Annotated in this window: 9 protein-coding genes; 5 read left to right on the forward strand and 4 right to left on the reverse strand. The window is 58.2% G+C overall.

The window, feature by feature from the left end:
- Positions 1-71: 71 nt before the first annotated feature.
- Positions 72-1,136, forward strand: a complete 1,065-nt coding sequence (locus MHY08_RS10785; protein ID WP_204608713.1) for a PAC2 family protein — start codon at positions 72-74, stop codon at positions 1,134-1,136.
- A gap of 34 nt (positions 1,137-1,170) precedes the next feature.
- Entirely contained in the window at positions 1,171-3,714 is a 2,544-nt protein-coding gene (locus MHY08_RS10790) for an RNA helicase (protein WP_239236656.1), read from the forward strand.
- Between the two features lie 89 nt (positions 3,715-3,803).
- Here MHY08_RS10790 and MHY08_RS10795 read toward each other — a convergent pair whose 3' ends face one another.
- Complete coding sequence (locus MHY08_RS10795; RefSeq protein ID WP_204608707.1) at positions 3,804-4,328, reverse strand: carboxymuconolactone decarboxylase family protein; 525 nt, start codon at positions 4,326-4,328, stop codon at positions 3,804-3,806.
- Between the two features lie 97 nt (positions 4,329-4,425).
- Entirely contained in the window at positions 4,426-5,019 is a 594-nt protein-coding gene (locus MHY08_RS10800; RefSeq protein WP_005328586.1) for a peroxiredoxin, read from the reverse strand.
- Positions 5,020-5,179: 160 nt separating this feature from the next.
- Here MHY08_RS10800 and MHY08_RS10805 point away from each other — a divergent pair, with 160 nt between their 5' ends.
- Entirely contained in the window at positions 5,180-6,124 is a 945-nt protein-coding gene (locus MHY08_RS10805) for a hydrogen peroxide-inducible genes activator (protein ID WP_239236657.1), read from the forward strand.
- An 88-nt stretch (positions 6,125-6,212) separates the two neighbouring features.
- Here MHY08_RS10805 and MHY08_RS10810 read toward each other — a convergent pair whose 3' ends face one another.
- The gene (locus MHY08_RS10810; RefSeq protein WP_239236658.1) at positions 6,213-7,112 is read right to left on the reverse strand and encodes a hypothetical protein; all 900 of its coding nucleotides are present in this window, start codon (positions 7,110-7,112) and stop codon (positions 6,213-6,215) included.
- Positions 7,113-7,216: 104 nt separating this feature from the next.
- Between MHY08_RS10810 and hrpA the strand changes: the two genes are divergently transcribed.
- Complete coding sequence (gene hrpA, locus MHY08_RS10815; protein ID WP_239236659.1) at positions 7,217-11,104, forward strand: ATP-dependent RNA helicase HrpA; 3,888 nt, start codon at positions 7,217-7,219, stop codon at positions 11,102-11,104.
- On the opposite strand, the gene nrdR is transcribed toward hrpA, so the two are convergent.
- Entirely contained in the window at positions 11,101-11,559 is a 459-nt protein-coding gene (gene nrdR / locus MHY08_RS10820) for a transcriptional regulator NrdR (protein WP_005328590.1), read from the reverse strand. The genes hrpA and nrdR overlap by 4 nt on opposite strands.
- A 726-nt stretch (positions 11,560-12,285) precedes the next feature.
- Between nrdR and lexA the strand changes: the two genes are divergently transcribed.
- A complete protein-coding gene (lexA, locus tag MHY08_RS10825) occupies positions 12,286-12,990 on the forward strand; it encodes a transcriptional repressor LexA (RefSeq protein WP_239228320.1) in 705 nt (234 codons plus the stop codon).
- Positions 12,991-13,199 lie beyond the last annotated feature (209 nt).

Below are 13,199 nucleotides of genomic sequence, written 5' to 3' on the forward strand. Positions count from 1 at the left end.
GCAGTGCGCGCGGGAATAGTAGGCACGCGCGCGGCGTTGGGGTAGGTAAGAATGCAAGGAGGTAACACAACATGCACGAAGAAGATCGCCGCATGTATGAGCTGGAATATCCGGCTCCGGTGATTAGGGATGATTCCGGTGACGGACAAGGCCCCACCATGATTGTTGCCATGCACGGCTATGCTGACGCTGGCCAGGCCATTGAGGCAAGTGCTGACCACCTGAAGGCCGCTTTGGAAGGCCGTCAGCTGGCGTCGTTTAACTCTGATGAGCTGATTGATTACCGCTCGCGCCGCCCAGCCATCACGATTGATAAGGATCGGGCGCTGGAAATCGAGTCCATGGATCTTGGTATTAAGGTCCTGCGCGATAATTCCGGAAAGACCTTCCTACTGCTGTCTGGCCCTGAACCAGACATGCGCTGGGAGGCGTTTACTACCGCCGTGGTGAAGTTGGTGGAAAAGTTCAACATCGAAGACACCATTATGCTCTATGCCGCGCCGATGCCGGTGCCGCATACCCGCCCCACGGTGGTTACGGCCCATGGCACCTCCTCCCGCTTGACTGAGCACATGCTCTCGATGGATTCCACCATGATGGTGCCAGGCTCCGCCGCGCTGTATCTGGAAAAGGCTCTGGCGGATAAGCACCGCACGGTGGCTGGATATACCGTCCACGTGCCGCATTATCTGGCAGCTTCGCCTTATCCACAGGCCACGTACCAGTTGCTGGATTCGGTGGCTCGGGCGGCGCGCCTCAACATTCCTTTGGGCAGCATTGAGGCCGATATTTCTCGCGTGGAAAACCAGCTGGAGGAGCAAGTTGGTGGCTCGGATGAGATCGAAGGCGTAGTCCAACAACTCGAGCAGCAATATGACGCTTATATGGAGCGCTACCGCAAGGAGCATCCGCAGGCGATCATGCCTGGCGAGGAGCCCATGCCTACCGGTGAGGAAATCAGCGAGGAGTTCCAGGCATTTTTGGCTTCCTTGGATGAAGAAGAAAGCCAGCAGATCATCAATACCGAGATCGATGACCGCGAAGATTCCGCCGAAGAGGAAGGCCCGCAGTCCGATGATGGCAAGGATGGCACTGATTCTGCTTCGGGCGAGGGCGACTTAGGTGACGATATCTAACTAACCCGCCCCCATCGCCGCTAAGGTGGTGGGGGTGAACTTATCTCAGCTGCTGCCAGATTTAACGGAAGTACCCGAGTCCCTCGTAGACGAGGCAATTTGGGATACCTTTACCTCGTGGACCACCGGCCGGGGTATCAATTTGTACCCAGCGCAAGAAGAAGCCTCGCTCGGTATTTTGGCCGGCGATAATGTTATCCTCGCTACCCCTACAGGCTCGGGAAAGTCCATGGTGGCTAATGCTGCACACTTCATCGCCCTAGCTCGTGGCCAGCGCAGCTTCTATACTGCGCCGATTAAGGCCCTTGTGAGCGAGAAGTTCTTTGCCCTGTGCGATATCTTCGGCGCCGAAAATGTGGGCATGATGACTGGCGACGCCACCGTTAATGGCAGTGCCCCCATCATCGCCGCCACCGCCGAGATTGTGGCCAATATTGCGCTGCGCGATGGCGCCGAGGCCAATATCGACCAAGTAGTGATGGACGAGTTCCACTACTACTCCGAGCCGGATCGCGGTTGGGCCTGGCAGGTGCCGCTGCTGGAGTTGTCCAAGGCGCAGTTCCTGCTCATGTCCGCCACTTTGGGCGATACTCAGTGGCTAGAAGATGATCTCACCCGCCGCACTGGCCGCGCCACCAACCTCGTCGCCGGCACCACGCGGCCTGTCCCGCTGGATTTCTCCTATGTCTTTAGCGCGGTGCACGAGACCATCGAGGAGCTCTTGGCCGATAAGAAGGCACCCATCTACGTGGTGCACTTCTCGCAGCGTGAAGCGGCCGAGCGCGCCCAGGCGCTCACCTCACTTTCGGGGATCATTACCAAGGAAGAAAAGGAAGCGATTGCTCAAGAAATAGGTGGGTTCCGCTTCACCACTGCCTTTGGCAAAGATCTGTCCAAGCTCTTGCGCAAGGGCATCGGCATCCACCACGCGGGAATGCTGCCCAAATACCGCCGTTTAGTAGAGCGCCTGGCGCAAAAGGGCCTGCTTAAGGTCATTTGCGGCACCGATACCCTGGGTGTGGGCATTAACGTGCCCATCCGCACCGTGCTGATGACTGGCCTTGCCAAGTTCGACGGCCAGCGCCAACGCATCCTCAAATCGCGCGAATTCCACCAGATTGCCGGCCGCGCCGGCCGAGCCGGCTATGACACCGAGGGCACTGTGGTGGTCGAGGCCCCCGAGCACGAAATCGAAAATGCCAAGGAACGCCGCCGCATCGGCGACGACCCCAAGCGCTTGAAGAAGCTGAAGAAGAAATCCGCCCGCGAAGGCGAAGTGTCCTGGTCCGAGAAGACCTTCGCGCGCCTTACAGAGGCTGAACCGGAACAGCTTACCTCTCAGTTCCGCGTTTCTAATTCCATGCTGCTCAACGTCTTGGCACGCCACGGCAATGGCTATGACCACATGCGCCACCTGCTGCGAGACAACCACGATAATCGCAGCAAGCAGAATAAAGACATCCTCACGGCACTTGATCTCTTCCGCGGGCTAGTGGATTCTGGCGTGGTACAAAAATCCACCAAGGGATTGGATATCTACGGTCGCCCCTACCATTTGGTGCGAGAGCTGCCGCGTGACTTTGCGCTCAATCAACCGCTGGGCCCATTCGCGCTGGCGGCGCTCTCGCTGCTGGATCCGGAGGCAGAGACCTATAACCTGGACGTCATTTCCGTGTTCGAGGCCATCCTAGATGACCCGCGCCAGGTGCTCATTGCCCAGCAGAAGCAGCGCCGCGGCGAAGAGATCGCCGCGCTAAAGGCGGACGGGGTGGACTACACCGACCGCATGAATATCGTAGAAGACATCACCTGGCCGAAGCCGCTCGAGGAGCTACTGGAGCAGGCCTACGATACTTTTGCTGAGACCAATGCGTGGGTTAGGGAGTTTGAGCTGCGGCCTAAGTCCGTGGTGCGCGACATGCTCGAGAACGCGATGACCTTCTCGGATTTGGTCGCAACGTACGGCTTGGCCCGCTCCGAGGGCGTGATTTTGCGCTACCTGACCGACGCCTGGCGCACCCTCAAGCAGTCCATTCCGGACGAGTACAACACGCCAGAACTCGAAGACATCGTTATCTGGCTAGGTGAGCTTATCCGCCAGGTAGATTCCTCGCTTGTCGACGAATGGGCGCAAATGGCCGGCGAAGACTCCCCCATCGACCAAGACACGGTGGATCGCGAGCTGGCCTTTGGCGTGGAGGACCCCACCGCGCTCACGGCCAATCGCCGCGCCTTTACCATTATGGTGCGCAATTACATGTTCCGTCTGGTGCAGCTTTTCGCGCTAGAAAAAGAAGACCGCCTGGCGGAGCTACTTGATTATCTAGACGAGGTACCGGACTTCGGCGCTATCTTGGATGACTATTTCGATGAATATGACGATATCGATTCCGGCCCCGAGGCCCGCGGTCCCGAGTACTTCCGCCTGGGCGATACTGACTCGCGTTTGTGGTCCGTGCGTCAGATCATTAAGGACCCAGTCGGCGACCACGCCTACCAGTTCGTCGCTACGGTGGATCTCGATGCCTCCGATGAAGCCGGCGAAGTCCGACTGTCGGACCTGCGCGTGGAGTACTAGCCAGCGAAAACGACAAAGCCGCCCTGGTTGCCGCGCCCCGGAATAAGGAGGGCGTCGGCAAGCGCGAGGGCGGCTAAAGGCCGGCTATTTTAGCGTGCGGCCTCGATCTGGACAGCCTGTGCCACAGCCTGGACAACGGCCGCAACCTTGACGGCCTCCCAGACCTGCTCCTTGCTCAGGCCAGCCTCGTTGAGCTCGTGAGCGTGGGCACCCAGGCAGTGCTCGCAGCCATTGATGGCGGAGACTGCGGTATTCCACAGCTCGAAGTTGGCCTTGTCTACGCCTGGCTTGGAGATGATGTTCATGCGCAGGCCGAACTTCACCTGTGCGTAGTCATCGCCCAACCAGCCCTTGGCGCGGTAGGCAACATTGTTCATAGCCATCACGGTGGCTGCGCCGTAGGCTGCCTCGATAGCTTCCTCAGACAGGTGCTCCTTTGCTTCCTCCGCAATCTCAGACAGCACGGTGTCATTGCGGGTTGCGGCGGCCGATGCCAGCAGGCAGCCCCAGAGCTGCTCCTCGTCCAGGTCCTTGGAACGGGTCAGGGTGCCCAGGTTGAGCTTCTGGTCCTTGGCGTACTCCGGCAGGGAAGACTTCAGATTATCAATAGACATAGCTTTTCTCCTTTGAGGTTTTGATAGGAATTTGCTGTGCTGGATTTAAAAGGAAACCCCGCCACGAAAGCGGGGTAAACCTGCATCTCAGTGAGATTTAGAGTGCGGACTGAACGACGTCCATCTTGTTGATGTTCTTGGTTGGGTCGTTCTTCTCCCAGTTGCAAGCGCAGACCTCTTCGGACTGCAGGGCGTCGAGCACGCGCAGAACCTCGTCTACGTTACGGCCGACAGCATCCGGGGTGACGGATACGAACTGGATAACGCCATCCGGGTCGATGATGAAGGTGGCGCGGTCAGCAACGCCATCGGCGTTTTCTACGCCCAGCGCACGAATGAGGTCGTGGCGCACGTCGGAGAACATCGGGAAAGGAACTTCCTTCAGATCCGGGTGGGTTGCGCGCCAGTTGAAGTGAGCGAACTCGTTATCGGTGGAGCCACCGAGGATCTGGGTATCGCGGTCCTGGAATTCCTCGTCCAGCTTGCCAAAGGCAGCGATCTCAGTCGGGCAAACGAAGGTGAAGTCCTTCGGGTAGAAGAAGACGACCTTCCACTTGCCCTCGTACTTGTCCAGGGATACCTGCTCGAAGTAGTCCTCCGGCTGGTTAGCGTTGACATCGTGCAGGTCGCCACCGGTCAGGGCGGTGAGGTTGAACTCTGGGAACTTTTCGCCGACGGTCAAAATAGGCATAGTCTTCAACTCCTTTAGCAAAGGCTTTTCCTCTAAGTTTCCTGCCGCTTTGTGTACAAGCAGCGGGGCCGGACCGTGTCCGGCCCAACACGATCAGTTATACCATCTTTTCCGCTCGCGTCAATAGCAAATCCTATAGGTAAGTGTTAGAGTAATAGGCATGCATAATAAAGAGTATCGCCCTACACTTGCTCAGCTGCGCACCTTTGTCACCGTGGCGGAAAACAAGCACTTCGGTACCGCAGCCGCCAAACTCGAAATTTCCCAGCCCTCCCTCTCCCAGGGCCTCGTTGCCCTCGAGCAGGGCTTGGGCCTGCAGCTTATCGAGCGCTCCACCCGCAAGGTCATCGTTACCTCGGCCGGCGAGACCCTCCTCCCCTACGCCAAGGCAACGCTTGAAGCAGCCGATACCTTCCTCGCCCATGCTCGCGGGGCCAACGGCACCCTTGCCGGCCCGCTGACGATCGGCGTTATCCCCACCATCGCCCCCTACATCCTCCCCGATCTGCTCTCCATGCTTGCCGAGGCTTACCCGGATCTCCAGCCGCGCTTCGTCGAGGAGCAAACCCAACACCTCATTACCCGCCTGCGAAACGGCAACCTGGACCTTGCCATCATGGCCCTTCCGTCCGAAGCTACCGGCATGGTCGATAGCCCGCTTTACACGGAGAAATTCTCCATTGTCTGCCCGCCCGATCACCCCATCGCCGGCCGCGAGAATGTCAAGCTTGCGGAGCTCAAGGACTTGGATTTGCTGCTGCTTGACGACGGCCACTGCTTGCGCGACCAAGTAGTCGACCTCTGTCGCCATGCCAATATCAACCCAGCCGAGGCCACCAATTCCGTCACCCGCGCCTCCTCCCTGACCACCATCATGCAGCTGGTCATGGGCGGACTGGGCTGCACCCTCGTCCCCGAGTCCGCCCTAGCCACCGAATGCCACGGCAAGGACGTCGCCATCGCCCACTTTGCCTCCGATGTCACCGCCGAACGCGAGGTGGGCCTCGTGTTCCGTTCCTCCGCCGCCCGCGCCGAGGAATTCCGCGAATTCGGCACGCTCATCACCTCCGCCTATAACAAGGCGATTGAGCGCTCCCGGCAGTAATCGCTCACGGCGGCCCCACGGGGTCGTCGCCAAGCACGCCAAAGGCCACCGTCCCGAGCGGGAAACGGTGGCCTTTAACTATGCTGCGCTACGCCTGCGGAAGAGTATTGCGCCCCGCGCACTGACGGTACATATGTGCCTGTGCCAAGAGGGTAACCGGATACGCCACGATGAGGCCGATGCCCAGTAAAATAGACCCAGCGAGTAAGATAAAAAACTTTAAAAGCATAAAAATTAGTAATTGAGTATAGTTTTCCCTACCCACTTTAAAGCCACTCGTAACAGCGTCACTCAGTCTGTCACCATCAGCTGCAAACCACTGCATCAAGGCGTAAAAGGGCTGAATAAAGCTACCCAAGAAAGTAAGTAAGACCACCAACGCCAACAACCCAAAAACAAGAGCGTTAACCTCTTTGTTCGAGGAGGCGCCCTCTAGACCGTTAAGCAATCCAAAAATGAGCGGTCCCGCCACCATCAATGCGATTAAAGTCATTATCACACCAATTACCGCCATGATGACTAATGGCTGCCACCACCGAACATCTTTGACCAAATAATCCCAGCCTGTGCGGGAGTCATCTATCTGAAATAGAGCTAGTCGCATTCCGATGACGGATAGCAACATTAAGCTCAGAATATACAGCAGCTGCAATACAGATCCTAAGCCGCCACCAGCCTCATTGGAGCTAATGCCGTTAATCCCTCGAAGTACTGCCATGTAGAGAACTCCGAAGAAGAACACGACGACCATTGCCAATATCCACAGCTTCCAATTTCGAATGATCGTCCCAGCTGCCCATAGATATGCATCGACCGCAGAAACCGAACCGTGCTCACGCGATTCGCCCTTTTCGTAATCTGCATGATTTTGGTGTGGATTGTCCCTATTGTGAAAAAAGCTATTGCTTAAGTCAGAGTTTTCTGTAGCTCGTTCGTTTCGGCCAAATCGAGGATACTCATCCCAGTTTCCAGAGTTCGGACTACTCATTTACCCTCTTTTCACTCTATAGTTTGGAATATTGTCTGGATTGACGTTGTTACATTATCAACTTTTTCTCACTCTCGTATAACAAGTAGGCTCGAATCCCATCCATGACTAAGAACGAATCCCCTTCTCGCGAGGACCTCTTCGCCGCACTCGAAAATGTCTCTTTGGCCGAGGCGCGCTCCTTCCGTCGCCGCCTCAAAAAGGCTCGCGCTCCTAAAGCGCTGCAAGAAATCGGCGCTGAAATCCATGCCGCGACCGAGCGCGTCGCGCTTACCGACGCCGCCGTTCCCGCCATCACCTACCCGGACGCCCTCCCTGTCACCGCCCGCAAGGACGATATCGCCGAGGCCATTCGGGACAACCAGGTCGTTATCATCGCTGGTGAGACCGGTTCTGGTAAGACAACTCAGATCCCAAAGATCTGCCTCGAGCTGGGCCGCGGCCGGCGGGGGTTCATCGGCCATACCCAGCCGCGCCGTATTGCAGCGCGCACCGTGGCTGAACGCATCGCAGCGGAATTGGACCAGAAAATCGGGGAGTCCGTTGGCTACGCCATCCGCTTTGACGATCGCGTGTCTGAGACCACCGCCGTCAAGCTGATGACCGACGGCATCCTGCTCGCCGAGATGCAGCGCGACCGCTTTCTCAATAAGTACGACACCATCATCATCGATGAGGCCCACGAACGCTCGCTCAATATCGACTTCCTCTTGGGCTACTTGAAGCGCCTATTACCTAAGCGCCCAGACCTCAAGGTGATCATCACCTCCGCAACCATTGACCCGGAAAGCTTTGCCGCCCACTTTGCCGACGCCGACGGCAACCCCGCCCCCATTATCGAGGTCTCCGGACGCACCTACCCCGTAGAAATCCGCTACCGGCCACTCGAGTTCGAGGCCGGCGGAAAAGTAGTGGACCAAGACCCGCTCGACGGCTTGACCGAGGCCATCGAAGAGCTCATGCACGAAGGCGACGGCGATATCCTGTGCTTCTTCCCTGGCGAGCGAGACATCCGCGATGCCATGGAAGCCATCGAAGGCAAGAAGTGGAAAAACGTCGAGGTCACTCCCCTCTTCGGCCGCTTGTCCAACCAGGAACAGCACCGCGTGTTTAGCGAGCACCGCGGCCGCCGCATCGTCTTGGCCACCAATATCGCCGAAACCTCGCTTACCGTACCCGGAATCCGCTATGTCGTCGATACCGGCACCGCCCGCATCTCACGGTATTCCACGCGCACCAAGGTCCAGCGGTTGCCTATCGAGCCCATCTCGCAGGCCTCCGCCAACCAGCGCTCCGGCCGTTGCGGCCGCGTCGCCGACGGCATCGCCATCCGCCTTTACAGCGAACAGGACTTTGAAAGCCGACCCGAGTTCACCGACCCAGAAATTCTGCGCACCAACCTTGCCAGCGTCATCCTGCAAATGGTTTCGCTCAAGCTCGGTGATATCGAACAATTCCCCTTCATCCAACCGCCCGAGCACAAGGCCATTCGCGATGGTCTCACCCTCCTGCACGAGCTCGGTGCCCTCCACGACAAGCAGGACAAGCCCTCGCTCACCACCATCGGCCGCGATCTTGCCCGCATCCCACTGGATCCGCGCATGGCTCGCATGCTCATTGAAGCCAATGCCAACGGATGCCTCGATGATGTCATGGTCATCGTTGCCGCCATGACCATCCAAGATGTGCGCGAGCGTCCCCTCGACTTCCAAGCCCAGGCCGACCAAGCCCACGCCCGCTTCAAGGACAAGACCTCGGATTTCTTGTCCATGCTCAAGCTGTGGGATTACATCAAGCAAACCCGCAACGAGCAATCCGGCAATAGGTTCCGCAAGCGCATGAAGCAGGAATTCCTCCACTACATACGCATCCGCGAGTGGTTTGACTTGGTGCGCCAGCTCAAGGACGTCGCCAAGCAGCTGGGCTGGACCTACCAGGAAGGGACAGAGCGCCGCTCCGATGACATCCACATGTCCCTCCTTTCGGGCCTGCTATCCAATATCGGCGCCCGCGACGGCAATTCCAAGGAGTTCCAGGGCGCGCGCAACACCCGCTTCCTGGTATTCCCCGGCTCTGCCCTGGCTAAAAAGCCTCCCGAGTTCCTCATGGCTGCCGAGCTGGTGGAAACTTCCCGCCTCTGGGCGCGCGATGTCGCCGCCATCGATCCTGCCTGGGTAGAAAAGCTCGGCGCGGACCTGCTCAAGCACAACTACTCCGAGCCCACCTGGTCTCGCAAGCGCGCCGCCGCCATCGCGCACCAAAAATCCACGCTCTACGGCGTGCCCATCGTGGCCGACCGCACCGTGCCCTACCACCACGTCGATCCCGCCGCTGCCCGCGATATGTTCATCCGCAACGCCCTTATCGCCGGCGACTGGAACACCCACCACGCCTTCTTCAAGGCCAACGCCCAAGCGCTTGACGACGCCGCCGCATACGAAGAAAAGGCCCGCCGCCGCGGACTCATTGTGGACGAAGACACGCTCTTCGATTTCTATGACCAGCGCATTCCGGCAAAGGTAACCACCGGCCGCCACTTTGACTCGTGGTGGAAAAAGGAGCGCCGCCGCACCCCGGATCTGCTGGATTTCGATCCCGCTAAGCTCATCGATGACTCCCACGAGGTCACCGAGGAATCCTTCCCCGACCACTGGCGTAAGGGCTCTATCGATTACGAACTGACCTACAAGTTCGAGCCCGGCGATCCTCTCGACGGCGTCACCGTAATGGTTCCCATTCCTATGCTCGCCGGTCTGGATACCGAAGGCTTCGATTGGCTCGTTCCGGGTCTACGTCTCGAGCTCGTCACCGAGCTCATCCGCAGCCTGCCCAAGGCCCTGCGCCGCACTGTCGTACCCGCGCCCGAATTTGCCGAGCGCGCCATCGACCGCCTCATCCCTTATGAAGGCACCATCACCCAGCAGCTTGCCGACGTCCTCCGCGAACTCGGCGGCCAAGGCATCAACGCCACCGACTTCCAGGCCAGCAAGCTACCCGCCCACCTGCGGATGAACTACGGGGCCATCGATAAGCGCGGCAAAGTCGTCGACTCTGACCGCGACCTCGCGGCGCTCGTGCGGCGTCAGGCCGGACACATCAAGTCCTCCGTATCTCGCGTCTCGCGCACTTCAGAATCCACCGCCGTCAGCGAGTGGACCGACGATACCCTTGGCAAGATCGATGACACGGTCAAGACCACCGTCGACGGCCACGAAGTCACCGCCTACCCCGCCCTAGTCGCCACAAAGGACGGCGTTGAGCTCAAGGTGCATCCCACCAAGGCCGCCGCAGATGCCGCCATGGTCACGACCACACTTACGCTCCTCATGCGTGAGATATCCGTCAACGCCCCCCAAATGGTCAAGGGCCTGCCATTGCAACAGCGCGTCGCCGTCGATTCCTATCCGCACGGCGGCGCCGACGGCCTTGTCAACGACGCCCGCGTCGCCGCGATTCGCGACCTCATGATGGAAGCCGGCGGACCCGTCCGCACCCCCGCAGCGTTCCAGAAGCTTAAAGACACCGTCAAGCCCCAAGTCCCAGGCCGTGTACGCCAGGCAGTGGTAGCTATTGCCCCTGGACTCGCCGAGTACTCCAACCTGCGAGCGGAACTCGCTCATTGGGACGGTCCAGCAATCGATGACATGCGCGCACAACTGGATTTCCTCCTTCCCCGAAACGCCATCACTGTCCAAGGAATGTCCCATCTGCGTCATCTACCGCGATATATCCAAGCCATGCGCATTCGTCTAGAGGACATGAACCTTGACCCGGACCGCGATGCAGACCGCCAAGCCGAGGTAGATAACGCCAAGGCCTACCTATCCAATCGCCTGCGCAGCCTCCCAGCCGGCCGCGAAAAGACCCGCGAGGTCAAGGACGTACGCTGGATGATAGAGGAACTTCGAGTTTCCCTTTTTGCTCAGCGCCTTGGCACAGCCCATGCCGTTTCACTCCGCCGTATCCAAAAGGCGGTGGACAAACTGCGCTAAAAGTCCTCGCGATCGCGCCTTCGCATCAGCCGAATCTCGGATTCAAAGTCATCTGCGCTTTCAAAGGATTTATACACGGAGGCGAAGCGCAGATAAGCCACTTCATCAAGGTCACGCAGTGGCTCTAGGATGGCCAAACCAATCTCGTTCGCGTTGACCTGCGAGGAGCCATGACTGCGCACCGTCTCCTCAACTTCTTGCGCCAGCTTCTTCAGGGCATCGTCGCTTACGTCTCGCCCCTGGCAGGCACGCCGGACACCGCGGATCAATTTATCTCTACTGAAGGGCTCAGCCAGACCGTTTCTCTTCACGACAAGCAGCACGGCCTTTTCAACCGTGGTAAAGCGCCCCTTGCACGAAGCGCACTCGCGCCGGCGACGAATCGACGCTCCAGCATCGACCACACGCGAGTCAATGACGCGGGATTGCTCATTATGACAAAAGGGGCAATACACAGTGGTCCTTTCACTGACGTTGGTACGCCAGTAGTTTACTCATCTTCAATTCCGTGCGGCCACCGGGCTTCACCCCGCTGTATCCCCTAGTGCGCTACTGCAGCCTCAACTTGCTGCACGCCAGAAGCCGGGGGTTGAGGGGCACTATCTCCTTCAGCACCCGCTAGTCCCCCTAGCAATGTGCCCACAAAGACCGCGACACCAAACACTGCGCCCAATGCGTAGTTACCTGTGTTCGACTCACCCACACTGTTTCGGACCCTATTCGATCTGTTCCCAGAGCCTCCGACCGACGCACGGTTCGAACGATAGGTCGTGCGATCTTCCACACGTAGAGTTCGAACATACCGAGAGTTTGTAGTACCGCGGGCCGCAGAACCGTAGCCACGCTCCACATCCCACACGGACGCAGAAGGCACCACTACAGGTTCGGCAGCGTTGCGAGTTACCAGGTTATTGCGAGAATTGATCAGCAGAGACATGAATTTCCTTTCGACGACTGAACACACCGTAGGCGCCCCGAACGACACGCACTGGCAACCAGTCGCCACAATGTTCGATTTAGTTGGTACGTTCGATTTATAGCACCGCTTCGAATGCTTGTCCACCCCGACGTCCAAATCTCGAACATCTGTACTTTTCGTGCTACAAATGACGTGAGGCCTTTTTCAACGCCGCCAGCTAATAGACCACCGATAGATCCACCCAATCCCCTAGGAGCCAGCAATGGGCCGCAAGCCAAAGAAGACCGCCGAGAAGACCGACTACGCTTCCCTGTCTGATCGCCAGAGACGAATTCTCAACGTCATTAGTGACGCCGTCATGCTGCGTGGTTACCCACCAAGCATCCGCGAAATTGGTGACGCAGCAGGCCTGCAGTCCACCTCCTCTGTTGCCTACCAGCTAAAGCAATTGGAAGAAAAGGGCTTCTTGCGTCGTGACCCAAATAAGCCACGAGCCGTAGATGTTCGACACCTAAATACCGACGATGGCGCCAAGAAGCCGGGCCGCAAACCGGCTAAGCCCGAACAGCAGGTTCCCGCAGAGGCAGGTGCGGTTTCCTACATTCCTGTGGTTGGCCGAATCGCAGCGGGTGCGCCCATTACCGCGGAAGAAAACGTAGACACTTACTTTCCGATGCCCGATGAGGTAGTCGGTGGCGGCGACCTTTATATGCTGCAAGTGGTCGGCGACTCGATGCAGGATGCCGGCATTCTTGATGGCGACTGGGTAATCATTCGCTCCCAGTCAGTTGCAGAAGAAGGCGAGTTCGTTGCAGCGCTGCTCGATGGTGCTGAAGCTACCGTTAAGGAATTCCACCGCGATTCCTCTGGCGTATGGCTGCTCCCCCACAATGATGCCTACGCTCCCATCAACGGCGATGATGCGGAGATCATGGGCAAGGTTGTATCGGTATTCCGTAAGCTTTAGTCACCTGCCTAACACTGATTCTATAGCCCCGCGAGGTCCTCGATTGGCCCTTGCGGGGTCTATCTATGTGCACGCCTCTTTGACGGCTTAAACGACAGAATGTGTTGTTTTGCGGCGTGTCGGGCTAAACGACATTTTGTGTTGGTGGGGTTTAGCGTATGTGGCCTTTGCGTATTCCCATAGAGTGGTTGTAGGCAGTGTCGATGGCA

The sequence above is a fragment of the Corynebacterium sp. ACRPJ genome (assembly GCF_022347345.1).
In the GTDB taxonomy this organism is placed as follows: domain Bacteria; phylum Actinomycetota; class Actinomycetes; order Mycobacteriales; family Mycobacteriaceae; genus Corynebacterium; species Corynebacterium tuberculostearicum_D.